We start from the raw sequence: 22,982 nt of genomic DNA, 5'->3' as shown, positions 1-22,982 counted from the left end.
TCAACGGGGCATGTTGACTGTGCTGTTGGGTGCGAGACGGCCTAAGACGCGGGAGATATGGGACACATGGGTACAGAACGCCTGCGCTTCGCGCCAGAGATGCTAGCGCGCCTTGGCGAGGAGCTCATCCCCCATCCGGACTTGGGAATCGTAGAGTTGGCGCGAAACTCCTACGACGCTGATGCAATCAGCTGCGAAGTAAAATTGCAGGATGTCGGTGAACTCGGTGGAACCATTGTTGTGACCGACGTTGGCGAGGGAATGACCGCTGAAGACATCAGAAACGGTTTTCTGATTCTCGGTCGTTCCGGAAAAGTGGAAGATTCGGTTACGCCCCGCGGTCGACGAAAGGTCGGCGAGAAAGGGCTTGGCCGGCTTGCAGCTTTGAGGCTTGGGCGGGAGGCAGTAGTTCGTACGCGGCCCAAAGCGGAACCCGGAGTCGAGTATGTCGTACAGATCGACTGGGCTCGGTACGATCAGGCTGCCGCCATCGAGGATGTCGACCTTGAAGTAGCGTCCAGGGAAACTTCGGAGAAGCCCGGCACGACTATTGAAATAAGGAATCTTCGAGCCCCGCTTGCAGATTCTGACGTGAGGCGCTTGGCTCGGTCCCTGGTCATGCTGACTGGCCCTTTCCCCGATAAGGGTGAGGATTTCGCCATTACTCTCGATGCGCCAGACTTTGCTGAGCTGCAGAAAGTTGTGGATTCGGGCTTCTTCGAAGGTGCCCACTATATGCTGCGGGCGACTCTTGATGAGGATGGTCAAGCAGCAGCATATTTGTTGGACGGCGCCGGAACCATACTTGCGTCCGGAGATCATTTTGCTGTCGCGTCAAGCTCCGCGATGGGGAATCATTCTGGATATATGGCACCCGCCGCAGAGCTTGAGATCTGGATGTTCAATCGAACTCGTCCGTCTTTTGACGTGCAATTGACTCCGGGCCTCAGGAAGGCCTATGTGACCTGGCTCGATGAGGTCGGTGGGGTCCACTTCTATCAGCGGGGATTGCGGGTTCATCCCTATGGGGACCGCGGTTACGACTGGCTGGACATGAACGTCCTGCAGAAGCGAAACCCGGAGGAGCGGCCTGGAACTAATAACTCTGTCGGTCGCATCATGGTGGTGGCGGACAACGGTCAGTTGGTTCCCAAGACCGATCGCAGTGGTTTCGTAGAAAATTCTGCCTTCGTTGAGCTAAAGGAGTTTGCCCGCGCTGCGCTCGAATGGGCCGCTGATGTACGGCTTGAGCGTCGAGACAAGCGCAAGATCGAAGAAAAGCAGAAAACTCGAGAAAAGGTAAAAGAAACTCGGGACAAGGTTGATGCGGCCCTGCGGCTCGTGCCGGAGAGCGTCCGTCCTATGGTCCAGCAGGCTGTGCGTGAGGATAGGGCGGCCATGGCTGAGAGGCTGGAGGTCGTAGAGAGCGATCTCATGTTGTACCGCACTCTCAGCACGGTTGGAACCACCACCGCAGTTTTTGCGCACGAGACGCTTCGCCCAGTTGACACCATCGAGCAAATGGTTGGGTCCATTGCTCGCCGCGGTGAACGAGAGCTGGGCAATGAACGCTTCACTTCAGTGCTTGGTGATCCAGTGGACCTCATTCGTAGGTCAGCAGCGTCCCTGCACACCTTCGCCGAATTGCCATTGGAGCTGTTGAAGCAGCGTAAACGGAAGTGGCGAGACGTTGACATCAACGCGGTCGTCCGTGAGATAACGGAGAGTTTCGAGCCGTACTTCGCTGACGCGCGGGTTTCCGTGTCGACGGATCTGGTCCAAGACCCTTCTGCAGTTGTTCGTTCAACGATCGCTTCAGTTGAGGCGATTCTGGCAAACTTTCTGGCGAATTCCGTAGCCGTTTTCACGAGCCCTACGAACCAATCGAGCACTCGAGAAATAGTTGTTCGGACCGAAATTAACCGGGAAGAAGTGACTCTGGGGGTCTTGGACTCCGGTCCTGGAATTATTGGAATAGATAAGGATGATGTATGGAAGCCCGGTAAATCCACCAGGAATGAGGGTACTGGTATGGGGCTCACCATCGTTCGAGACATCGTGCTCGACCTCAAGGGGAAGATCTGGGCAGTCGAGAATGGTGAGCTGGGCGGTGCCGAGTTTTACGTCTCATTTCCGCGGATTGCCTTGTAGTGTCATTCGAATTTTTTGATGTGCCCCGCGAAGTTGAGGTAAAAGTGCAGAGCGTTCTTGACACCTTGAGGCCCGGTTCCAAGATCGCAGTGGTAGATGACTCGCTTGATGATATGAGGCGTACTTCTATCCTGCTGGAAGATGCAGAATTCGTACCCGTCGCTATCGATCCAACGTTTCCAACTCTTCAAGAGCTCCTGGATAACGTTGCCGCGAGGGCCGACGGGCTTGTTTGCGACCATAGATTGAGTCATTCGGCTACAGCCCCGTTTACGGGAGCTCAAGTTGTCGCTGCAAGCAACAGGCGCAGAGTTCCGGCGGTCCTAATCACAGGGTATGCAGACCTTGACGAACAGACCAGCATTCGGCGCTACCGTTCCAGCATCCCATGCATGTTGCGAAAGCGCTTTGAGCCGGCAGAAATTGAGTCAGCCCTGGCACGAGCTCATCGTGAGCAGCTGATTGGACCGGCTCCGGAGAGGGTTGGGTATCGCACGGTTGTACGTGTGCTTCGGGTAGACCGTATCGGGGCCGAGCCGATTGTCGAAGTAATCGTCGTGGCTTGGGATCCTGTCGATGCCGTAATTCTTCCGGCAGACATGATCACTTCATGTGTGGGAATGACAGTGGATGAACTGCCTGGGAAACGGTTTATGGCACGAGTGAATATTCACGCGAGGTCTTCAGAGGAGCTCTTCTTCGAAAATTTCGAAATGGCTCCTGATATTCCACGCAGCTGGCTGCCGACGCTTTGAAGGGGAAGGCTTTGACTACTAAAGTGGAGCTCCCGAACCAACGTACTTCTATCCAGCTCTCTGCGCAGATCCTAAACGTCGGGCATGGCAACTGTTCGTTTATCTATGACGGGCCAAGCGGAGTCGTTGTGGATGTGCCGGCTGTTGTGCCACTTTTGGAAGCAATGGATCGCGTAGGCGCGAGCACCGTCGACCATCTCATTCTTTCTCACGCGGATAACGACCACATTAAAGGTGCCGCAGCCCTCATGGCGCATGACGAAGTTACCGTCAAGGCGTTATGGGCAAATCCAGATTCTACAAAGCTGTCCGAAGCTTTCATTGACCTTCTCACCGTGGCGGCGGATCGTCACCAAAGAGGGTTGATCAATGTTTGCACCAACCTCAATGTGGGCGCGAATGGCGCCCTTAACTGTGCGAGAATAGGTGTACGTATCCTGCATCCGGGAATTTTGTGGGCCGGTGTTGGCCCGACAAATGGTAAGCATCCTCTCGGGTCTATTACCTCCAATGGCATGTCAGCGGTAGTTCGGATTGAATTGGATGGTAGCCCAGCGGTCCTGTTGCCCGGTGATCTTGATGCCAAAGGCTTCGCTGAAATGCAACGGGTCGGGGTCGATATGGCGGCTCCAGTTCTGGTGTTCCCGCATCATGGCGGCCGGTCGGGTGCTGCCGATAATAGAGAATTCGCGAGAGAGTTGGCGAGGGCAGTCCAGCCGGAACTCGTTATTTTTTCCCATGGGCGATCAAGCTTTCTGAACCCGCGTAAAGAGATCATAGATGGAATTCGTGACGCGCTGGGATCTAAGGTGCGGATAGCCTGCACGCAAGTCAGTCGAACGTGTCACGCATCTGCGCTTCCTTCATCGATCAGCAACGAGCAGGGGACTTACTCTAAATTGGCTTGTGCGGGATCGTTGAGCATCACTGCGACCAGCAGGGGTATTTCGTGGTCACCGGGGGTGAGTCGGCATAGCGCGACTGTCGATTCGCTGGAATCGCCGATGTGTCGCACATGGGAAATCGGTGTGGATCATGGGGTGTTGCAGACAGAGAAGGAGTAGCGCCGCATGCTAGGTCGGCGGAGCGGCTTTGGGCTGGAGCTGCTTTGGGGCGAGTGATCATGGCCCCGTAAGCTTCCGGCGAGTCGGGCAGTCTGTGGACCTGCCCGTTAAAGCACGACGTTGGGGCCATGATCTTAGAGGCTCGCCCCAAAGTGGCTGCCTAAAGCCGCGGAGCCGACCGCCCCAGCCACAGAGGGTATCTCCCACTTCATGCCCGCAGCTCGCTAGCGCGCCGCCGGGCGCGGCCAGCCGGGGCGCAGACAGGAGGCAGGCCGCGCCGCAGAGGCGGCGCGCTCCCGCGCCGTGCGCGGGCCTTGATGAAGTAGGGAAAGTTCTATCGCGCAGGCGTCAGGCGCTTGCCGTCGTGGCTTCGGACATGCGGCCCCGCGCCGTCCAGCGCGTCCAGGAGACGGATCGCGTAGACCTCGGACATCCACTCCGTGACCTCTTCCGGCGTGAGCCAGGCGACGGCCGTTGATTCGCTCGACGTGCGCTCGACACCGCCCGCGGGCTTGCAGCGGAAGACCAGGGCCACGATGCCTCGGGTCGTGTTCTTGTAGACCCCGGTCAGCTCGTCGACCTCGACCTCGATGCCCGTCTCCTCCAGAACTTCGCGGCGGACCCCCACCTCTGGAGTCTCGTCGAGTTCGAGCACGCCGCCGGGGAGCTCCCAAGTGCCGTTGTCCGCGCGCCGGATGGCCAGGAGACGGCCGTCGTCGCGGACTACCACCCCGGCCACGGACACGGAGTGGAGCGGCGTTGACTGGCCTTCCTGCGCGCTGTTACTCATGTACAGGAGCATAGGAGGATGAGAAGGACTATGGGAACAGCAGTAGGAGGTGGGAAGGCCGTACCCCGGTACGTGCAGATCGCCGACGAAATCGTTCAGCAGATCCGGGCCGGCGTTCTCAAGCCCGGCGAACTGGTGCCGAGCGAGTCCGAACTCGCGGAGCGCTACGGCGTGGCCGGCGGGACCGTGCGCAAGGCCATGGCCGAGGTCCGGGCCAGTGGGCTCGTGGAGACCCGGCACGGCAAGGGTTCCATCGTGAAGGACCGGCCGCCCGTACGGCACCGCTCCTCCGACCGCTTTCGGCGATCGCATCGGCAAGGCGGCAAGGCCGCGTACCTGGCCGAGTCGGCCCAGTCGGGAGCGACCGCGAAGGTGAGCGTGCTCTACATCGGCCCGATGGAAGCCAGTGAGGACATCGCCGAGCGCCTGGACGTCGAGGCCGGCACCCAGGTCCTCGCTCGACGGCGGCTCTACTTCCGCAACGGCACGCCCGTCGAGACGGCGACCTCTTACCTCCCCTGGGACGTGGTGAAGGACATCCCCGAGCTCTTCGCCGAGAACCCCGGCGGGGGCGGCATCTACGCCCGACTCGAAGACCACGGACACGAGTTCGCTGAGTTCGTCGAGACGCTCCAAGCCCGCCCGGCGTCCAAGGCCGAGACGTCCGAGCTGGCGCTGAGCCCCGGCGCTCCGGTGGTTCACCTCGTGCGCGAGGCCGTGACGACCGCCGGTCGCGTGGTCGAGGTCTGCGACACCCTCATGGCCGCTGACCAGTTCGTCTTCAGCTACCGGATCCCCGCAGCCGACTGACGCGCGCTCAACTCCCCACAACCCGCCGCGACTTCTTCATCTCGGCGGGTTGACTCATATATAGGAGTGCTGCACTCTTCTTCATGTCACTCATGTACATGAGTGGTGGAGCTCAGCACCTATAGAGGAGTGATCAACTGTGCGTCAGATCCCCGTGGATACTTCCGCCGCTACCGTCATGGTCGCCAAAGCGCCGCAGCCCAAGATCAAGGACCGCCGCACCGGCGAGCTCGCCGTGGACGCCGAGACCGGGGCCGCTCTGATGACCGTGGACGTGATGTTCGCGGCCAACGACGAGGTTGAGATCCTGTCCGTCACCATCCCCAAGCCCGGTCTCTCCGACGACTTGGCCATGGGGACCCCGGTCGCGCTGACCGGGCTCATCGCGCGGCCGTGGGAGAACGAGTTCAACGGCCAGAAGCGCCACGGCATCGCCTACCGCGCGGTCGCCCTCACCTCCCTCGGGGTCGGTGCCACGCAGCACAAGGCAGCTTGACCATGACCACCTTCATGGTCGTGCTGACGCTGGTCGTCGCCTTCGCAGTGATCCTGCGGAGGCGGCGTCCTGCCTGGTACTGGGTCTGCTTAGGCGCTCCGCTCGCCTCGCTGCGGCTTCTGGTCCGGTACGCCGCGGTCATGGAAGCCTGCGGGCTCACCGTGCCACCCGCGCGCTGGCGGCTCGCCCTAGCCCGGATGGCCGGCCGCTCCGTGCCCGAGTCCCGCTCACCCCGCATCCTGCGGATACGGCCGACGCGCACGGGCCTGGTCCTGCGGCTCAAGCTCCGCCCCGGTCAGGACGCCTTCGACTTCTCCGCCGCGACAGACAGGTTGCGCCATTCCTTCGGGATGTACGGCGTCAGCTCTCGCGAACTTCGTTCAGGGGTCGTGGAGTTACGCATGACGGCCTACGACGTGCTCAGGCAGGTTCGGATGCCCGCTGCGAAGGCCAGTGACGCTGCTCCGATGCGCATTCCCGTGGCCCTGCGCGAGGACGGGGCCGTGCATTACCGAGACTTCCGGGCCGTGCCCCACGGGCTCACGCTGGGAGCCACCGAATCCGGCAAGTCCGTGTACCTGCGCAGCCTCGTCTGCGGACTGGCCCCGCTCGACGTCGCCCTGGTCGGGATCGATTGCAAACAGGGCGTCGAACTCTTCCCTCTGGCCCGCCGCTTCTCCGCCCTCGCGGACGACCAAGAGACCGCGCTCGCCCTCTTGGACGCGCTCGTCTCGCACATGGCGGACGTCTATCGGCTCATCCGTGCTCAGCAGCGCATCAGCGTCGCCGTACCGGACGCGGAGATCGCCGCCGACATCTGGGACCTGCCTGCCGACCTCCGCCCCGTCCCGGTCGTCGTCCTGGTCGACGAGGTCGCAGAACTCGCTCTCTTCGCAAACAAGGACGAGGAGAAGCGCCGCGATCGCATCATCACCGACCTCGTTCGGCTCGCCCAACTCGGCCGCGCCGCAGGCATTTATCTGGAGATCTGCGGTCAGCGCTTCGGCTCCGAACTGGGCAAGGGCATCACAATGCTCCGCGCTCAGCTCACCGGCCGCACCGCCCACCGCGTCAACGACGAGACCAGCGCCAACATGGCCTTCGGCGACATCTCGCCGGACGCCGTCCTCGCCGCCATTCAGATCTCTCCCGATACCCCGGGCGTCGCCGTCGCCGGCGACTCGACCGGTGGCTGGGCCCGCATCCGCGCCCCGCACACCTCGCTGCGCGACGCCGTGAACCGCTGCAACGCCTACGCCGACCGCACTCCCGATCTGCCGGCACTCGCCGCCTTCCGGCCTGTCGTCGCTGCGCCCTCCAAGGCCCTCGTGCCGCTCAAGGCTCGCCCCGCCACGGCCTGACGCTCTCCTCCCTTCCAGTCGGTGCGACCCATCGCGCCAGGTCCCTACCCCCTCCATGCCAAAAGCCGAATCGCCGAAATGGTGGAGCTCCATGAACCGCTCGATCCGCCTGGACGCCGTTCTCGTGCAAGCCGTGATCGCCGGAGCACTCTCCTTCGCTCACCTCCATGACCTGGCCCTCGCCGCCGGGCAGGGAGGCTGGAAGGCCTGGGCCTATCCGGTCAGCGTCGACCTGCTTCTGGTCGCCTCCTGGCGGCGCCTGCGCAGCGCGGGGCCCTCTCGGCTCGCCTGGTCCTGGTTTCTGATCGCCCTGTCCGCCTCGCTCGGCGCCAACGTCGCGACCGCCGGGCTCCTCGACCTCCAACACCCGCCTGTCTGGCTGAGGTTCGGTATCGCCGGGTGGCCCGCACTCGCCTTCCTCGGCGGCACCCTCCTCGCCCACACCGCGAGCGAGGCGATGCCCGAGGCGCCGCTCTCGAACCCGTCGGTGGACTCGGTCGCCGAGCCCCACGCCCCGGAGCCCGCCCCCGATCCGCAGCCCGTCGATCAACCCGTACGAATAGACCCGCCTGACCTGCCCACCACCCCGCCCGTCCCGACCGCCCTCGTCGACCACGCCCGCAAGCTCGCCGACGATCACCGAGCGCGTACGGGCTCCGCACTCGACGCCGACACTTTGCGCGCCCGCCTCGGAGTTCCGGCCCAGCTCGCCGAAGTCATCGCCGCTCAACTCGCTTGATCGACAGGCAAGTTCATTCCTGCTGCCAGCACCGGGATGACGCGCCCGAAAGGACAGATCGACATGGCCTCTCGTGACCACTTCCACTCCGTGATGCGGATCGGCCCCGTACAGATCGGCACCTACCGCGACCACCGCGGCCGGACCAAGCACGCGGCCGTATGCACCAACGACCGCTGCGGATGGTCCGCCGACTACTCCAGCCGCAGCGCGGCCCAGCTCGCCGCCCGCACCCACTGCTGCGCCGCCCGCTAGGAGCCCAACGTGAACGTCCCGCTCTGGCTCGCCCTGGTCGTCGTCGGCTACCTCGGCATCAAGCTCGTCCGCCCGCCCCGGTGGCTCGTGGCCGTACTCCTCGTCGGCGGCTACCTCCTCGCCGACAGCCTGCTCTCCCCCGTCATCGACACCGCGATCAAGTAGCCATCCGAGAAAGGGGACTCACCATGTTCCGTCCCAAGGTCCCGACCATGCCCCAGCCGTCCGGCCTCGTCATTCCGCCGACCGTCACCGTCGAACGGACCGTACCGGCCGTCACCGCCCAGCACCCCGTACCGGCCGTCGTACCGACTCCCGCACCCTCCCGGGCTGCCATCCAGCTCACCCCCGGCGCCGTCGTCGCCCTCGTCGGCGGCGGGACGGCCGTGGTCCTGGTGCTCGGCGCCGTCCTGGTCTCGATGCTGCTCGCGGTCGCCCTCACCGGCGTCAGCCTCGCCGTGTGCGCCTTGGTCGTCCGCTCCCTGATGAGCACCACCACGAAGCACCGCTGACCGGCCCCCGGGCGGCCTCGATACCGCCAAGCATCCGCCGCCCGGGAGCCGTACGCCCTCCGATCCGAGAACCGAAGGAACCTCCAGCATGGCTCACCCCACCGCACCCGACCGACGCCTCCGCACACGGGAGTCGCCCGTAACTGCACCGCCCCTCGACCCGATCACCCTCGGAGACCTGTTGAGAGTGGCCTCCGCCCCCGACTTCGACCGTTGGCAGGACCAGGTCCGCCGCACCGGCGGCTGCTCCGACCCCGTACACCTCACCGGCTGGACTCTCACCAAGGACAGGACGACCGGAGAGACGCTGCACTCGTACTCCACCAGCACGGAACCGGGCGGCCGGCTCCGCGTTGCCTGCGGCAACCGCCGTGCCTCCCGCTGCCCTTCGTGCGCCTGGACGTACGCGGGCGACACCTACCAACTCATCCGCGCTGGGCTCACCGGGGACGACCGCCGAGACGTTCCCGACACGGTCCGGGATCACCCGCGCGTCTTCGCCACCCTCACCGCCCCGTCCTTCGGACCGGTCCACAACCGCCCTGGCCGCGGAGTCTGCTGCTGCGGTATTGCCCATGCCACGGACGACCCCGCGCTGGGCACGGCCCTCGACCCGAGGACGTACGACTACGCGGCCGCGGTGCTTTTCAACAACCACGCGGGCGGCCTGTGGATGCGCTTCACGACCCGACTGCGCCGAGAGCTGGCCTCGCGTGCCGGGGTGACGCAGCGCGAGTTGAAGGAATCGGCCCGCGTCTCCTACGGCAAGGTCGCGGAGTTCCAGAAGCGCGGTGCCGTGCACTTCCACGCTGTGATCCGCGTCGACGGCCCGGACGGACCCGGAACGCCGCCGCCGTCCTGGGCCACGGTCGCGTTGCTCACCGACGCCATTCACGCCGCCGCAGCACACGGCTACACGTCCGTCTCCGTACCGGCGGCCGACGGCCAACCGGCCCGCACCTTCCAGTGGGGCCCACAGCTCGACGTACGCCCCATCAAGGCCTTCGGCGACGGGTCGGACATCACGGAGCAGGCGGTGGCCTCCTACGTCGCCAAGTACGCCACCAAGGCCGCCGAGAACACCGGCACGTTGGACCGCCGCATCGGCGAGCCGGCCGAGCTCGACCGCCACGACCTCCCCGAGCACGCCCGGCGCCTGATCGAAGCCTGCAAGCTCCTCGATCCGCTCTACCCCGAGCGGCGTCTCTGGGCGTGGGCTCACATGCTCGGGTTCCGGGGCCACTTCTCCTCGAAGTCGCGCCGCTACTCGACGACGCTCGGCGAACTCCGCCAGGCCCGCGCCGACTTCCGCGCCGCACAAGAGCGGGAAGCTCTCGGTCTGGAGGACCGCGAGCCGGACACCGTCCTCGTCCTGCGCGACTGGCAGTACGCGGGCCACGGCCACACCCCCGGCGAGTCGGCCCTCGCCGCGACCATCGCCCGCACGCTCCAGCTCAACCGCGAGACCGCCCGCGAGGAGCTGCCCGCCCAACTCGCCCTGGAAGGAGCCGCAGCGTGACCACCGCGACCACCACCGCCGAGCTGCTGACCGTCACCGAAGTCATGTCCAGGCTCAGGCTCGGGCGCTCCAAGGTCTACGACCTCATCCGCTCGCACCGCCTGGTCTCGATCAAGATCGATGGGTCGCGCCGCATCCCGCTCGACTCCGTCAGCGCCTTCATCCTCGGGCAGATCGAGGAGGCTGCCTGATGGCCACCCAGCGCAAACGCAACCCCAATGGCGCGGGCACGATCACCAAGCGCAAGGACGGCCGCTATCAGTGCGCGGTCTACGTCCTCCAGCCGGACGGCACCCGGGCCCGTAAGTTCGCGTACGGCAAGACCTGGGAGGAGTGCGACGCCAAGCGCCGCGAATTCCTCGACAAGGTCGCGAGCGGCACCCCGGTGCCCACCCGGTCGGCCAAGCTCTCCGAGTGGCTGTCCTTCTGGCTGGAGAGCGTCGTGAAGCCGCGCCGCAAGCTCAGCACGTACGACAAGTACGAGGCGCACGTCCGGCTCTACCTCTCCCCGATGATCGGCGGGAAGCGGCTGGAGTCCCTCGGGACAGCCGACGTGCGGCGCTTCCTCCTCCAGCTGGAGAAGAAGACCACCGCGGCCACCGCGAAGGAATCGCATCGGGTCCTGCGGTCGGCTCTCTCCGCCGCCTGCCGGGAGGAAATGATCACGCGCAACGTGGCCAAGCTCGTCGAACCACCGCGCCCGAAGCCGCGTGAGCTGAGCCCGTGGTCCCTCGACGAGACCCTGGCCTTCCTCTCCGCCGCCCGACCCGACCCGCTCTACGCCGCCTTCGTCCTCGCCATCGCCATGGGGCTGCGCCGGGGCGAACTCGTCGGCCTGCGCTGGTCCGACATCGACCTGGACCAGCGGACGTTGACCGTGCGGCAGCAGCTCCAGCGCCGACGCGGCCTGCTCTACAACGACGAGACGAAAGGGCGTCGCAGCCGGGCGCTTCCGCTCCCCGCCATATGCATCGCTCCCCTGCGTTGGCACCGCATGCGCCAGGCCGCCGCCCGCGCCAGTGCTGGTGCGGCCTGGCAGGAGACCGGGTACGTCTTCACCACCCGGACCGGCCGCCCGGTCGAGCCGCGCAACGTGCACCGGTCCTTCGTGCGGGTCTCCGCGGCCGCCGGCCTCCGCGTCGTCCGGCTGCACGACGCCCGGCACGGGTGCGCGACCCTGCTCACCGCGGCCGGAGTCGCGCCCCGCGTTGTGATGGAGATCCTCGGCCACTCCCAGATCAGCCTCACCATGGACGTGTACACGCACGTCGTCCAGGACACCCAGCGCGAGGCCATCAGCCACATGGACCGGCTGCTCAGGCGTCGCCCGGGGCGGGACACGTCGTCCGGGAGTGATCAACCGCGTTGATGTCAGGCGTGGATGCCAAAGGCCCCCAACCATGCTCGGTTGGGGGCCTTCGCGTCTCCTGCCTGGAGCCCCCTGTCGGGTTCGAACCGACGACCCCCGCTTTACAAGAGCGGTGCTCTGGCCAGCTGAGCTAAGGAGGCAACCCGTGAAGTGTAACCAACGCGCGTGCGAGTGCGGCCAGGAAATTTGGTCGGGCGGGCAGCGGGTGCCCGACAGGACCCGGTCGACCGGACCCGGCGGGACCAAGGCAGCCGGCACGACCGGCCCGGGCGGGACCAAGGCGGTCGGCCTCAGCAGGACCGGCGCGGAGGCGCCCGCGGGGCCGGGCTGGCCAGGGCGGCAAAGGCGGCGTGGTCGGGGCCGGCCCCCCGGAATTGGTCGGCGTCGGGCTGCTGACAAGCGGGGCATCCCCAGGTAGCGTCCTGACCCAGCCCACCCAGGTGGACTAAACCACTTCTCCCTCTACTCGGATCGTCCGGCACGTTCCTGCCGGTGAAGGGACACATCAGTCATGGCCACTGTCACGTTCGACAAGGCGACCCGGATCTACCCGGGCTCCACGAAGCCCGCGGTCGACGGGCTCGAGATCGAGATCGAGGACGGCGAGTTCCTCGTCCTCGTCGGTCCCTCCGGATGCGGAAAGTCCACCTCCCTGCGCATGCTCGCGGGCCTGGAGGACGTCAACGGCGGAGCGATCCGCATCGGCGAGCGTGACGTCACGCACCTGCCGCCCAAGGACCGGGACATCGCGATGGTGTTCCAGAACTACGCGCTGTACCCGCACATGACCGTCGCCGACAACATGGGCTTCGCCCTGAAGATCGCCGGCGTGAACAAGGCGGAGATCCGGAAGAAGGTGGAGGAGGCGGCCAAGATCCTCGACCTCTCCGAGTACCTGGACCGCAAGCCCAAGGCGCTCTCCGGCGGTCAGCGCCAGCGCGTCGCGATGGGCCGCGCCATCGTGCGTGAGCCGCAGGTCTTCCTCATGGACGAGCCGCTCTCCAACCTCGACGCCAAGCTCCGCGTCTCGACGCGTACGCAGATCGCCTCGCTGCAGCGCCGCCTCGGCATCACCACCGTGTACGTCACGCACGACCAGGTCGAGGCCATGACGATGGGCGACCGCGTGGCGGTCCTCAAGGACGGCCTGCTCCAGCAGATCGACTCGCCGCGCAACATGTACGACCGCCCGGCCAACCTCTTCGTCGCCGGGTTCATCGGCTCGCCCGCCATGAACCTGGTCGAGGTGCCGATCACCGACGGCGGTGTGAAGTTCGGCAACAGCGTGGTGCCGGTCAGCCGTGAGGCGCTGGCCGCGGCCGCCGACCGCGGCGACCGTACGGTCACCGTCGGCGTGCGCCCCGAGCACTTCGACATCGTCGAGCAGAACGGCGGCGCCGCGACCGCCCTCACCAAGGAGACCGCGGACGCGCCGGCCGGTCTGGCCGTCACCGTCAACGTAGTCGAGGAACTCGGCGCCGACGGCTATGTGTACGGTTCCGCCGAGGTCGGCGGCGAGACCAAGGACCTCGTCGTCCGCGTCAACGGCCGCGCGGTGCCGGACAAGGGCACACAGCTTCACGTCGTCCCGCGTCCGGGTGAGACCCACGTGTTCTCCACCTCTACGGGCGAGCGCCTTACAGACTGAGACCGTGAGGCGGCCGCCACCAGGGGGTCTACGGTTGTGGCGGCCCCGCACGCGAGTGCGGGGCCGCAGCCGGTTGTCGACAAATACCCCGGCACACCGGCCATTTCGAATCGTGTTCGTCAACACGCCATTCGAAAAACGACGTCGAACCATCCCCCGACAGAGTGACTAAATGTCGCCAAATCATCACTCCCCGCTACGCTCGCCTCCGTGACGCACACAGCCCGCCGAATCGGCCGAACTCTCGCCCTCGTCCTGCCCGTCGTCCTCGTCCTCTCCGGGACGCTCGCGGTCACCCGGGTCAACTGGGCCGGAAACGAATCGCAGATCCTGACCGCCTCCTCCGAGAACGTCTCCGTACGCGCCAAGTCCCGCGCCCCGCAGGACGTGCTGCGCGACGCGCTCCTGACCGAGCTCCAGGAGAAGGACCCCGGCACCGCGCTGACCCACCTCCAGCGCGAGGTCGAGCACCGTCCCTCGCTCGCCCAGCACTGCATGTCCATCGCCCGCGCGCTCGGCAGGGCCGCAGTGGAGCACTACGGCCCCGTGAAGGCCCAGTCGTTCTCCCGCCCCGTCTGCGACACCTCCTTCGCCTCCGGCGTGGCCCAGGAGCGGTGACGTCCCGCTGCGGGGACGCCTATCGTTCACCGCATGACTGCGAGCACGACTGCGACTTTTCCGACCCAGGCCGTGGTTCTGGCGGGCGGCCAGGGCTCACGGCTCCGGCCCTACACGGACGACCGCCCCAAGCCGATGGTCGAGATCCCGGGCACCGGGGTCCCGATCATCGGCCATCAGCTCGCCTGGCTGGCCGCCGAGGGCGTCACTGACGCCGTGGTCTCCTGCGGCCACCTCGCCGACGTCCTGAAGGACTGGCTGGCGAAGGCCGATCTGCCGCTGCGCGTCACCACGGTCGTCGAGGACGAGCCGCTGGGCCGGGGCGGCGGCCTCAAGTACGCGGCGGCCTCGCTGCCGCACGTCGACCAGCCCTGGTACGCCACCAACGGCGACATCTGGACGCGCTTCTCGCTCCGCGAGATGGCCTCCTTCCACGGCGAGCGCGACGCGACCGCCACCCTGGCCCTGGCCCGCCCCCGCATCCCCTGGGGCGCCGTCGAGACCGACGCCTTCGGCCACATCACGGACTTCATCGAGTCCCCGCCCTCGCCCTATCTCATCAACGCGGGCGTGTACGTCTTCTCAGCGGCCTTCACCGCGATGCTGCCCGACGTAGGCGACCACGAGCGCACCACCTTCCCCCGCCTCGCCCGCGAACGCCGCCTGGCCGGCTTCCCGCTGCCGCAGGGGGCGTACTGGCGCGCCATCGACACCGTCAAGGACCTCACCGAAGCCGCCAAGGAGCTGTCGCGCGAGGGTAGTTGAGGGCTGTTTGCGTCAGTCTCCATGCGAGGCTCGGCAACTTCCTTGCCGCTGGCGCCACTTACCGGCAGGACCACGCGCAGCAGGGGCCGGACACCTCAAGTGTCCGGCCCCTGCTGTGTGTTGGGGCGTCAGCCCAGAAGGCCGCCGATCGGGTTGCGGGCGCCGCCGCCACCGCCCGTCGTGCCGCCGCCACCGCTGGAACCCGTACCGCCCGAGGACGTCGGGCCCGCGCTGGTGGGCGCCGCCGGGGCCTGGGGCGTGGTGCCCCGGTGGTGGGAGGGGGAGTGGCCGCCGGTGCCGGCCGAGTGGCTGGGCTGCCCGGTGGTGCCCGCCGTGGCCGTCTGGTGCGCCTTCGGCTTCTTGGACGCCTTGGCGGACGGGCTCGCCGAACTCTTCGCCTTGGGCGAGGGCTTGACCGCCCTGGGGGTCGTACGCGGCGCGAGCGCCGGGCCGGTCTCGCTCGGCAGTGGGGTGCCGGGCAGGTAGTTGGTCGGGTCGTCGTCGGGCCCCGGCACGGTCACCACGGTGGTGGAGCGGACCGCGCCGCCGAGCAGTGCACCGGTGGTCAGGGTGAGGCCGATGACGACGGTCGTCATCACGAGGCCGCGGCGCAGCACCCGCCGCCGCAGTTCCCAGAGTTCGGAGCGCGGGCCGAGCTTGCGCCAGGCCTCGCCGGCCAGGCGCGCGTCCAGGGAGTACACCGGGGCGCCCGCGATGATCAGCGGGGACCAGGCGGCGAGGTAGATGATGTCGGGCGCGTCGTTGGCGCGTACGGTCTGCCAACTGACCGTCACGAGCAGGGCCGCCGAGAGCAGCGCGCCGAACACGGCGGCCACCCGCTGCCACAGGCCGAGCATCGTCAGTACGCCGACGACGACTTGGAGGAAGGCGACGGTCAGGCCCGCGCCCACGGGGTGCTGGAGGGCGAAGTCGCGCAGGGGCTCGGCGAGTGCCCAAGGGTGCAGCGAATTGAGCCACTTGACCATCGAACCGCGCTCGCCGCCGTCGAAGTAGACGGGGTCGCACAGCTTGCCCATGCCCGCGTACACGGAGATGAAGCCGAGGAAGACGCGCAGCGGGAGCAGCACGACGCCGAGGTTCATCCGGCGGCCCGGGTAGTAGGCGTGCCGGACGGGGTCGGCGCCGCGCCGCTTGGCGGGCGAGCCGTCGTCGGTGCCGCCGTCGAGCTCGTCGTAGTCCTCGAACTCGCCCTGGGCATAGGGCTGTTGACCGTACGGCGTGCGCATCTGCGGGAGCAGTGCGGTCTCCGGCCCGGCGCCGGGTCCGGTGACCAGCGGCGTCGGCATCGTGTCGTCGACGGAGATGCGTGGGATGGTCTGCGTCGCGCCGGTGTCGTAGCTCGCGCCACCGCCGCCGACGGAGGTGGCGCGGACCGCCTGCAGCAGTCCGCTCGCCCCCGGCGCCGACTTGCCGCTCCACACCACGGGCGCCCTGCGGCGCACCGCGGTGCTCGAAATGACGGGCTTCGGCAGCGACTTGGGGGCAAGCTGCACCCTGAAACTCGCGTGGTTGACGATGACCTGCGCGGGGTCGCAGTCCACCTTGGCCATGCTCAGGGCAGGCTGGTCGTCGAACCCGGGCCGGGGCGTTCTGGTGTCCACACTCATCTAACCGAGTGACGGGTGTTTAGGACACTGCTTGACGGGTCCGAATCTGTCCGAGACCCGTCAAGATCACCCACATCAGGCGCGTCGGCGGGCCGCCTCGTAGAGCACGATGCCCGCCGCCACACCGGCGTTGAGGGACTCGGCGCCGCCCGGCATCGAGATCCGCACGCGGTAGTCGCAGGTCTCGCCGACGAGCCGGCCAAGTCCCTTGCCCTCGCTGCCGATCACGATGACGACGGGGCCCGCGATCTGCTCCAGCTCCTCGACGGTGTGCTCGCCGTCGGCCGCCAGACCGACGATCGTGAGGCCTTCCTTCTTGTACGCCTCAAGGGCGCGCGTCAGGTTGGTGACGCGGGAGACCGGCGTACGCGCCGCGGTGCCCGCGGACGACTTCCAGGCGCCCGCCGTCATGCCGGCCGCACGCCGCTCGGGCACGACCACGCCGTGGCCGCCGAAGGCGGAGGTGGAGCGGACGATGGCGCCGAGGTTGCGCGGGTCGGTCACGCCGTCGAGCGCGACGATCAGCGGGTCCTCGCCGTTGTCGTACGCGGCGGCTGTGAGGTCCTGCGGCTCCGCGTACTCGTACGGCGGGACCTGGAGGACGAGGCCCTGGTGGTTGAGCCCGTTGGTCATCCGGTCGAGCTCGGCGCGCGGGGCCTCCATCAGGTTGATGTTGCCGCGCTCGCCGGCGAGCTGGAGGGCCTCACGGACCCGCTCGTCGTTGTCGATGTACTGCTGGACGTAGAGCGTGGTGGCCGGGACGCCGTCGCGCAGCGCCTCGAAGACGGGGTTGCGGCCCACGACCATCTCGGACGTGCCCTTGGACCCGCCGCGCCGCGGCGCGGGACGGCGGGTCGCGGCCTGCCTGGCCTTCGCGGTCGCGATGCGGTTCTTCTTGTGCTTCTTGCGGTCCTCGGCCTTGGGCGTGGGGCCCTTGCCTTCCAGGCCCCGGCGCCGCTGGCCACCGCTGCCGACCGTCGCGCCCTTCTTGTTGGACGTGCGGCGGTTCCTGCGCTGGCTGTTCCCGGCCATGACCTACCTATTTCCTCAGTGAATCCGCGATCCACATGCGGATGCAGATCGTGTACGTACGTATATGAAGTGTGCCGCCCGATCGCGCGGGCGGCACATCAGGCTGCCGCTCAGCGCGGACCGAGCGTCCAGCGGGGGCCGCTGGGGCTGTCCTCGATCACCAGGCCGGACTGGGTCAGCTGGTCGCGGATCGCGTCCGCGGTCGCCCAGTCCTTGCGGGAGCGGGCGGCTTCGCGCTGCTCCAGGACCAGACGTACCAGGGTGTCGACGGCCCCGTGCAGATCCTCACCGCGGTCGGTCTCGCCGGCCCAGTGCGCGTCCAGCGGGTCCAGGCCGAGGACGCCCAGCATGGCGCGGACCTCGGCGAGGCGCGCGGTCGCGGCCTCCTTGTCGTCGGCGGCGAGCGCGCTGTTGCCCTGGCGCACCGTGGTGTGGACGACCGCGAGGGCCTGGGGCACGCCCAGGTCGTCGTCCATGGCCTCGGCGAACGCGAGCGGCACCTGGGCGGCGGGCTCGACGACGCCCCCCGCCTTCTCCGCCACCCGCTGGATGAAGCCCTCGATGCGCGCGAACGCCGACTCGGCCTCGCGCAGGGCCTCCTCGCTGTACTCGATCATCGACCGGTAGTGCGGGGTGCCCAGGTAGTAGCGGAGCACGATCGGGCGCCACTGCTTGACCATCTCGGAGACCAGCACCGAGTTCCCGAGCGACTTCGACATCTTCTCGCCGGACATCGTCACCCAGGCGTTGTGCACCCAGTACGTGGCGAACTCGTCACCGAAGGCCTTGGCCTGGGCGATCTCGTTCTCGTGGTGCGGGAAGATCAGGTCGAGGCCGCCGCCGTGGATGTCGAACGCGGAGCCCAGGTACTTGTGGGCCATCGCCGAGCACTCCAGGTGCCAGCCCGGCCGGCCGCGCCCCCACGGGGTCTCCCAGTCGGGCTCGCCCGGCTTGGAGGCCTTCCACATCGCGAAGTCGCGCGGGTCGCGCTTGCCGGCGACGCCCTCGTCGGGCTGGCGCAGGTCGTCGATGTCCTGGTTGGACAGGGACAGGTACTCGGGGAAGGACCGCACGTCGAAGTAGACGCTGCCGTCCGCCTCGTAGGCGTGGCCGCGCTCGATGAGACCGCGCATCATCTCGACCATCTCGGTGATGTGGCCGGTCGCGCGCGGCTCGTAGGTGGGCGCGAGGCAGCCGAGCGCGGTGTAGCCGTCGTTGAACGCGCGCTCGTTCTCGTAGCCGATCGACCACCAGGGGCGTCCCTGCTCGGCCGACTTCTTGATGATCTTGTCGTCGATGTCCGTGACGTTGCGGATGAACGTGACGTCGTAGCCGCGGTACTCGAACCAGCGGCGCATGATGTCGAAGTTGAGCCCCGACCGGATGTGTCCGATGTGCGGGGCCGCCTGGACAGTGGCGCCACAGAGGTAGATCGAGACACAGCCCTGCGTGAGCGGGACGAAGTCGCGAATCTGCCGGGCGCTGGTGTCGTACAGGCGAATGGTCACCACACCAGGGTAGTGGCCCAATACCAGTGCCCCGCGACCCTTTACGGGCCCCGGGGCACACAATTTGGCGACTGTTGGGTCTCAGAGGCTTCCGACGATCTTGCGCGGGGTGATCCGGACGACCACCCGAGGGGCGTCGTTGACCGAGTCCGGGTTGAACTCCCGGTACTTCTTGCCCATGTACTTCATCGCGAGCTCGTCGATCAGCTCCTGGCCGCCCTCGGTGGTGAGCTCGGCGGTGCCCCGGATCTCGGCGTACGTGTACGGGGCGTCGAAGGGCTGGACGAGGACGGTGACGCGCGGATCGCGGCGCAGGTTCTTCTCCTTGCGCCGGTCCACGGTCGTCGAGATCAGTACGTCGTCGCCGTCGCGCTTCACCCAGACCGGGGACACCTGGGGGCTTCCGTCGGGCTGGATGGTGGCGATGTTGACGAAGACGGGGGTGTCGAGGAGTGCCTTGAGGTCGTCGCTGAGCTGAGCGGACACGTGCGGGTCCTTCCGGAGGAGGTCGGAATCGTCGCCTCTTCTCCTACCCCAGACCACCGCGTTTCTACGGCAACCGGTACACCATCGCCGTGGCGATCGCCGCGAGCCCCTCGGCCCGGCCGGTCAGACCGAGCCCGTCCGTCGTGGTGCCGGACACCGACACGGGCGCCCCGGCGGCGGCCGACAGCGCCTTCTGCGCCTCGTCGCGCCGCTTGCCGATCTTCGGGCGTACGCCGATGACCTGCACCGCGATGTTGCCGATCGCGTAGCCCTCGGCGCGCACGATCCGGGCGGCCTCGGCCAGCAGGCTCACGCCCGATGCGCCGGACCACTCGAGGCGGTCGGTGCCGAAGTGGGCGCCGAGGTCGCCGACCCCGGCCGCCGAGAAGATCGCGTCGCAGGCGGCGTGGGCGGCGACGTCACCGTCGGAGTGCCCGGCCAGGCCGTACTCCTGGTCCTCCCACAGCAGCCCCGCGCACCACAGCTCACGGCCGCGCTCGAAGGCGTGGACGTCGGTGCCGATCCCGACCAGCGGGACCACCGGGGCGGGAGCAGGTGCGCCGGAAGGGGTCTCAGAAGCCATCGTTGGCCCTCCGTCGTGCGAGTACGGCCTCGGCCAGTACGAGGTCGAGCGGGCGGGTCACCTTGAACGCCTCTTCGTGGCCCGGCACCACCACGACGGGCAGGCCCAGCTGCTCGATCATGCCGGCGTCGTCCGTGACGTTCTCGGTGACGCTCTCGTGGGCGCGTACGAGCGTGGCGTGGTCGAAGCCCTGCGGGGTCTGCACCGCGCGCAGCCGGCTCCGCTCGGGGGTGGCCACGACCGGCTCGGGCGAGCCGTCGGTGCGCGGCTCGACCTGCTTGACGGTGTCGGCAAGCGGGAGCGCGGGCACCACGGCGGGGGCGCCGTCGCGTACCGCCTCGATGACCGCGTCGACCGTGTCGACGGGGACCAGCGGTCGGGCCGCGTCGTGGACGAGCACGACGTCGAAGCCGGGCGGCAGCGCGTCCAGGCCTAGCTTCACGGATTCCTGACGGCTCTCGCCGCCCGGCACCACGAGGAGGTCGGTGCGGTCCGGCAGGGCGTGCTCGGCGAGGAGGTTCTTGACCTCGGTCGCGCCGTCCGGCGGCGCGACCACGACCACGAGGGAGACGGACCGGGAGGCGGCCATCGCCCGGACGGCGTGCACGAGCATGGGGGTGCCGTTCAGCGCGCGGAGCGCCTTGGGGGCGCCCGGGCCGAGCCGCACACCGCGACCGGCCGCCGGAATCACCGCGGCGGTGCGGAAAGAGCGCGATTCCTCAGACAAGGTTTGTGTCCTCAAACGACATGGGTAGTGGCCTGGGAGTACCCCCTGCTCCTGGAGCCTGGTTTCTGGAGCTTGGGGGAGTGCCGGGCGCGACGCCCTGACCGGCCCTTCCGTGACACCGGTCAGGCAGGCCGTCCGGGCTCGGCACACACGGTGCGGGCGCCGACGGCGACCGGGCCCTACAGTGCGAGCGCTGACGGCGTGGGGATACGAACATGCCGCAGCGCCCGGCGACACAGCAATGTTGGCTGCTGGTCAGCGGGCACCGCGGCAAAGCCGGGCATTTCGGGGCGGCGGCCCCGAAACAAGGACCTGTCCGGCGGACGGGCCCTACGGCGTCAGGACGCGAGAACCTCGTCGAGAAGGGCCTCGGCCTTGTCTTCGTTGGTGTTCTCCGCGAGGGCCAGCTCGCTCACCAGGATCTGGCGCGCCTTGGCGAGCATGCGCTTCTCACCTGCGGACAGTCCGCGCTCGCGCTCACGACGCCACAGGTCACGCACCACTTCGGCGACCTTGATGACATCGCCGGAGGCGAGCTTCTCGAGGTTTGCCTTGTAACGACGGGACCAGTTAGTGGGCTCCTCCGCGTACGGCGCGCGCAGCACCTCGAAGACCCGGTCCAGCCCGTCCTGACCAACTACATCGCGAACGCCGACGAACTCCGCGTTGTCCGCGGGCACGCGCACAGTCAAGTCGCCCTGGGCGACCTTGAGCACCAAGTAGGTCTTGTCCACGCCTTTGATCTGGCGAGTTTCGATGGCCTCGATCAGCGCGGCCCCGTGATGGGGATAGACCACGGTGTCGCCAACCTTGAACGTCATGTGACAGGTACCCCTTCCGTGGCTATCCAGGGTAACACGGAAACTGCTTCTTCTGAATGGCGTTTTCGCAGGTCAGGGCATATCTCGGGGCTTGACAACAGCAACAGGAACGTGCTGCGCAGGGCTTGCGGAAGGCGGTATTCGCAGGTCGGAGCGGCTGCGAAGGGGCCGCGAAACGCGTACGTTACCCACCCCCGGAAGGGCCCCCGAGAGGCCGAACGTCCCGGTTTGCCGGGTTCCGGGCGGTGAACTTCATCTACTCCGTTCGGCGCTCGTTCACCCGTTCGGCCGTGCGGGATTCTTTCCGGAATTGATCAACGAACGGCCGGGTCGGACCGGGTCGGTGGATTTTCGGTAAGGAATGCGTGGCCGGCCGGGGAATTGATCACTCGCCGATATGTGAACGGCGTACGAAAGCGCGAGATCGGCGGAGGACCCACCCGAGATCCGCGGGTGATCCACCCGACTTCTCCGGGCCCGTCGTCCGTAGGGGCGGGTCGGGTGCGGGGCGCGTGGGACGGCTCGGTAATCTAGGCCCGCTGACACACCCTTAGCTGGCCCTTAGGTATGCGGCCGGCTGACCCGTAGCCCGTCCGAAGCAGTCCGTCTCGTACGTCCAAGGAGTTGCCGCCGCCGTGAGCCGCAGCCTTCGACGCGGCGCCCTCGCCGCTTCTGCCATCGCGTTCTCGCTCGCTTCCCTCTCCGCCTGTGCGGCGGGCAACGATGCCCAGACGCTCGGAGTCAAGGCGGACAACGCCTATGTCACCGTCGGCGACATCAAGATCCAGAACGCGACGGTCGTCACCCAGCCGAAGGCCGACGCCGAGGGCCCGGCCGTCGTCGCGGCGACGCTGTTCAACAACGGCGCCGCCCCGCAGACCCTGGACTCCGTCCAGGTCGGCACCGCCACCGTCAAGCTCTCCCCCGCCAAGGGCACCGGCGCGATCACCATTCCGGGCCACGGCTCGGTCGTCATCGGCGGCAAGAACAACGCCTCCGCGGTCGTCGACAACGGCCGCGAAGCCGCCAAGAACGGCGACGCGCAGAAGGTCACCTTCCAGTTCAGCCGGGCCGGCGCGGTGAGCCTGGAAGCCTTCGTGGTCCCGGCCACCAGCTACTTCGAGGGTGTCGGCCCCAGCGAGCTCCCCAAGCCCAGGGAGACCCCCTCCGGCGAGCCGTCGGGCAAGGGCACCCCCGGCGCCCCCTCGGGCAGCCCGTCCAACTCGGCGAACCCGAACGCGGGCAGCAGCGGCAAGCCCGCGGGCTCCGGCTCGCCCTCGCACAGCACCGGCACCGGTCACTGACCCTGCCGTAGGCACCAGAAGGAGGGCGGCCCCGGATTCGA

At 67.5% G+C, this 22,982-nt stretch carries 25 protein-coding genes and 1 tRNA gene; 17 read left to right on the top strand and 9 right to left on the bottom strand.

Annotated elements, in window-relative coordinates:
- Positions 1–66: 66 nt before the first annotated feature.
- Genes IE267_RS31710 through IE267_RS31700 form a run of 3 tightly spaced genes read left to right on the top strand, consistent with a single transcriptional unit; the run spans position 67 to position 3,970 of the window.
- Positions 67–2,151, top strand: coding sequence for an ATP-binding protein (locus IE267_RS31710; protein WP_189765541.1), 2,085 nt, complete (start codon positions 67–69; stop codon positions 2,149–2,151).
- Positions 2,151–2,906: a DNA-binding transcriptional response regulator gene (locus tag IE267_RS39830; protein WP_229861527.1), complete on the top strand. Its 756-nt coding sequence runs from the start codon at positions 2,151–2,153 to the stop codon at positions 2,904–2,906. The genes IE267_RS31710 and IE267_RS39830 overlap by 1 nt, the downstream gene beginning before the upstream one ends.
- A 23-nt stretch (positions 2,907–2,929) precedes the next feature.
- Positions 2,930–3,970, top strand: a complete 1,041-nt coding sequence (locus tag IE267_RS31700) for a ComEC/Rec2 family competence protein (RefSeq protein ID WP_189765539.1) — start codon at positions 2,930–2,932, stop codon at positions 3,968–3,970.
- A 334-nt stretch (positions 3,971–4,304) separates the two neighbouring features.
- Here IE267_RS31700 and IE267_RS31695 read toward each other — a convergent pair whose 3' ends face one another.
- Positions 4,305–4,772, bottom strand: a complete 468-nt coding sequence (locus IE267_RS31695; RefSeq protein WP_189765538.1) for an NUDIX hydrolase — start codon at positions 4,770–4,772, stop codon at positions 4,305–4,307.
- 18 nt (positions 4,773–4,790) lie between these two features.
- Between IE267_RS31695 and IE267_RS31690 the strand changes: the two genes are divergently transcribed.
- The 10 genes from IE267_RS31690 (at position 4,791) to IE267_RS31645 (ending at position 11,821) form a co-directional block, all read left to right on the top strand.
- Positions 4,791–5,570 carry a GntR family transcriptional regulator gene (locus IE267_RS31690; protein ID WP_189765537.1) on the top strand — a complete coding sequence of 260 codons (780 nt, stop codon included), beginning with the start codon at positions 4,791–4,793 and terminating at the stop codon, positions 5,568–5,570.
- 139 nt (positions 5,571–5,709) lie between these two features.
- Positions 5,710–6,066 (top strand): SCO3933 family regulatory protein, encoded by a 357-nt coding sequence (locus IE267_RS31685; RefSeq protein WP_189765536.1) that lies wholly within the window; start codon positions 5,710–5,712, stop codon positions 6,064–6,066.
- A 2-nt stretch (positions 6,067–6,068) separates the two neighbouring features.
- Positions 6,069–7,427 carry an FtsK/SpoIIIE domain-containing protein gene (locus IE267_RS31680; protein ID WP_189765535.1) on the top strand — a complete coding sequence of 453 codons (1,359 nt, stop codon included), beginning with the start codon at positions 6,069–6,071 and terminating at the stop codon, positions 7,425–7,427.
- A gap of 91 nt (positions 7,428–7,518) precedes the next feature.
- A complete protein-coding gene (locus IE267_RS31675; protein ID WP_189765534.1) occupies positions 7,519–8,166 on the top strand; it encodes a DUF2637 domain-containing protein in 648 nt (215 codons plus the stop codon).
- 63 nt (positions 8,167–8,229) lie between these two features.
- A complete protein-coding gene (locus IE267_RS31670) occupies positions 8,230–8,421 on the top strand; it encodes a mobile element transfer protein (protein WP_189765533.1) in 192 nt (63 codons plus the stop codon).
- A gap of 9 nt (positions 8,422–8,430) precedes the next feature.
- On the top strand, positions 8,431–8,586 hold the full coding sequence (locus IE267_RS31665) for a hypothetical protein (RefSeq protein ID WP_189765532.1): 156 nt from the start codon (positions 8,431–8,433) through the stop codon (positions 8,584–8,586).
- 23 nt (positions 8,587–8,609) lie between these two features.
- Positions 8,610–8,933 carry a SpdD-like protein gene (locus IE267_RS31660; protein WP_189765531.1) on the top strand — a complete coding sequence of 108 codons (324 nt, stop codon included), beginning with the start codon at positions 8,610–8,612 and terminating at the stop codon, positions 8,931–8,933.
- 88 nt (positions 8,934–9,021) lie between these two features.
- Positions 9,022–10,452 carry a replication initiator protein RepSA gene (gene repSA, locus IE267_RS31655; RefSeq protein ID WP_229861526.1) on the top strand — a complete coding sequence of 477 codons (1,431 nt, stop codon included), beginning with the start codon at positions 9,022–9,024 and terminating at the stop codon, positions 10,450–10,452.
- Complete coding sequence (locus IE267_RS31650) at positions 10,449–10,643, top strand: helix-turn-helix domain-containing protein (RefSeq protein ID WP_189765530.1); 195 nt, start codon at positions 10,449–10,451, stop codon at positions 10,641–10,643. The genes repSA and IE267_RS31650 overlap by 4 nt, the downstream gene beginning before the upstream one ends.
- Positions 10,643–11,821 carry a tyrosine-type recombinase/integrase gene (locus IE267_RS31645; protein ID WP_189765529.1) on the top strand — a complete coding sequence of 393 codons (1,179 nt, stop codon included), beginning with the start codon at positions 10,643–10,645 and terminating at the stop codon, positions 11,819–11,821. The genes IE267_RS31650 and IE267_RS31645 overlap by 1 nt, the downstream gene beginning before the upstream one ends.
- A gap of 63 nt (positions 11,822–11,884) precedes the next feature.
- Here IE267_RS31645 and IE267_RS31640 read toward each other — a convergent pair.
- A tRNA-Thr gene (locus tag IE267_RS31640) sits at positions 11,885–11,961 on the bottom strand.
- 371 nt (positions 11,962–12,332) lie between these two features.
- Here IE267_RS31640 and IE267_RS31635 point away from each other — a divergent pair.
- From IE267_RS31635 to IE267_RS31625, 3 genes are all read left to right on the top strand, one after another.
- Complete coding sequence (locus IE267_RS31635) at positions 12,333–13,469, top strand: ABC transporter ATP-binding protein (protein ID WP_161252473.1); 1,137 nt, start codon at positions 12,333–12,335, stop codon at positions 13,467–13,469.
- 210 nt (positions 13,470–13,679) lie between these two features.
- Positions 13,680–14,087 (top strand): hypothetical protein, encoded by a 408-nt coding sequence (locus tag IE267_RS31630; protein ID WP_100577781.1) that lies wholly within the window; start codon positions 13,680–13,682, stop codon positions 14,085–14,087.
- Positions 14,088–14,120: 33 nt separating this feature from the next.
- Positions 14,121–14,852: a nucleotidyltransferase family protein gene (locus IE267_RS31625; protein WP_161252475.1), complete on the top strand. Its 732-nt coding sequence runs from the start codon at positions 14,121–14,123 to the stop codon at positions 14,850–14,852.
- A 128-nt stretch (positions 14,853–14,980) separates the two neighbouring features.
- Here IE267_RS31625 and IE267_RS31620 read toward each other — a convergent pair whose 3' ends face one another.
- The 7 genes from IE267_RS31620 to IE267_RS31590 all read right to left on the bottom strand — a co-directional run bounded on the left by IE267_RS31620 (position 14,981) and on the right by IE267_RS31590 (position 21,637).
- Positions 14,981–16,480, bottom strand: coding sequence for a DoxX family protein (locus IE267_RS31620; protein ID WP_189765528.1), 1,500 nt, complete (start codon positions 16,478–16,480; stop codon positions 14,981–14,983).
- Positions 16,481–16,555: 75 nt separating this feature from the next.
- Positions 16,556–17,512 (bottom strand): 23S rRNA (guanosine(2251)-2'-O)-methyltransferase RlmB, encoded by a 957-nt coding sequence (rlmB, locus tag IE267_RS31615; protein ID WP_167158106.1) that lies wholly within the window; start codon positions 17,510–17,512, stop codon positions 16,556–16,558.
- 110 nt (positions 17,513–17,622) lie between these two features.
- Positions 17,623–19,020 (bottom strand): cysteine--tRNA ligase, encoded by a 1,398-nt coding sequence (gene cysS / locus IE267_RS31610; protein ID WP_189765527.1) that lies wholly within the window; start codon positions 19,018–19,020, stop codon positions 17,623–17,625.
- 81 nt (positions 19,021–19,101) lie between these two features.
- A complete protein-coding gene (locus IE267_RS31605) occupies positions 19,102–19,506 on the bottom strand; it encodes a PPOX class F420-dependent oxidoreductase (RefSeq protein WP_167158110.1) in 405 nt (134 codons plus the stop codon).
- Positions 19,507–19,570: 64 nt separating this feature from the next.
- Entirely contained in the window at positions 19,571–20,089 is a 519-nt protein-coding gene (ispF, locus tag IE267_RS31600) for a 2-C-methyl-D-erythritol 2,4-cyclodiphosphate synthase (protein WP_189765526.1), read from the bottom strand.
- Positions 20,079–20,816, bottom strand: coding sequence for a 2-C-methyl-D-erythritol 4-phosphate cytidylyltransferase (gene ispD / locus IE267_RS31595; RefSeq protein WP_189765525.1), 738 nt, complete (start codon positions 20,814–20,816; stop codon positions 20,079–20,081). The genes ispF and ispD overlap by 11 nt, the downstream gene beginning before the upstream one ends.
- Before the next feature lie 338 nt (positions 20,817–21,154).
- Positions 21,155–21,637, bottom strand: a complete 483-nt coding sequence (locus IE267_RS31590; RefSeq protein WP_003953493.1) for a CarD family transcriptional regulator — start codon at positions 21,635–21,637, stop codon at positions 21,155–21,157.
- A 635-nt stretch (positions 21,638–22,272) separates the two neighbouring features.
- Here IE267_RS31590 and IE267_RS31585 point away from each other — a divergent pair.
- Entirely contained in the window at positions 22,273–22,941 is a 669-nt protein-coding gene (locus tag IE267_RS31585; RefSeq protein WP_189765524.1) for a copper chaperone PCu(A)C domain-containing protein, read from the top strand.
- The last annotated feature ends 41 nt before the right edge of the window (positions 22,942–22,982 follow it).

Origin of the sequence: Streptomyces xanthochromogenes (genome assembly GCF_014650455.1) — a bacterium.
In the GTDB taxonomy this organism is placed as follows: Bacteria; Actinomycetota; Actinomycetes; order Streptomycetales; family Streptomycetaceae; genus Streptomyces; species Streptomyces xanthochromogenes.
The sequence above is the reverse complement of the archived record's forward strand: the minus strand, read 5'-3'. Positions and strand labels throughout refer to the sequence as shown.

Coding starts and splice junctions, on each gene's coding strand:
- IE267_RS31710 (WP_189765541.1), top strand. CDS start 67: ATGGGTACAGAACGCCTGCGCTTCGCGCCAGAGATGCTAGCGCGCCTT.
- IE267_RS31695 (WP_189765538.1), bottom strand. CDS start 4,772: ATGCTCCTGTACATGAGTAACAGCGCGCAGGAAGGCCAGTCAACGCCG.
- ispF (WP_189765526.1), bottom strand. CDS start 20,089: ATGGCTTCTGAGACCCCTTCCGGCGCACCTGCTCCCGCCCCGGTGGTC.
- rlmB (WP_167158106.1), bottom strand. CDS start 17,512: ATGGCCGGGAACAGCCAGCGCAGGAACCGCCGCACGTCCAACAAGAAG.
- IE267_RS31690 (WP_189765537.1), top strand. CDS start 4,791: ATGGGAACAGCAGTAGGAGGTGGGAAGGCCGTACCCCGGTACGTGCAG.
- IE267_RS31680 (WP_189765535.1), top strand. CDS start 6,069: ATGACCACCTTCATGGTCGTGCTGACGCTGGTCGTCGCCTTCGCAGTG.
- IE267_RS31590 (WP_003953493.1), bottom strand. CDS start 21,637: ATGACGTTCAAGGTTGGCGACACCGTGGTCTATCCCCATCACGGGGCC.
- IE267_RS31625 (WP_161252475.1), top strand. CDS start 14,121: ATGACTGCGAGCACGACTGCGACTTTTCCGACCCAGGCCGTGGTTCTG.
- IE267_RS31645 (WP_189765529.1), top strand. CDS start 10,643: ATGGCCACCCAGCGCAAACGCAACCCCAATGGCGCGGGCACGATCACC.
- IE267_RS31675 (WP_189765534.1), top strand. CDS start 7,519: ATGAACCGCTCGATCCGCCTGGACGCCGTTCTCGTGCAAGCCGTGATC.
- IE267_RS31620 (WP_189765528.1), bottom strand. CDS start 16,480: ATGAGTGTGGACACCAGAACGCCCCGGCCCGGGTTCGACGACCAGCCT.
- IE267_RS31635 (WP_161252473.1), top strand. CDS start 12,333: ATGGCCACTGTCACGTTCGACAAGGCGACCCGGATCTACCCGGGCTCC.
- IE267_RS31660 (WP_189765531.1), top strand. CDS start 8,610: ATGTTCCGTCCCAAGGTCCCGACCATGCCCCAGCCGTCCGGCCTCGTC.
- repSA (WP_229861526.1), top strand. CDS start 9,022: ATGGCTCACCCCACCGCACCCGACCGACGCCTCCGCACACGGGAGTCG.
- IE267_RS31670 (WP_189765533.1), top strand. CDS start 8,230: ATGGCCTCTCGTGACCACTTCCACTCCGTGATGCGGATCGGCCCCGTA.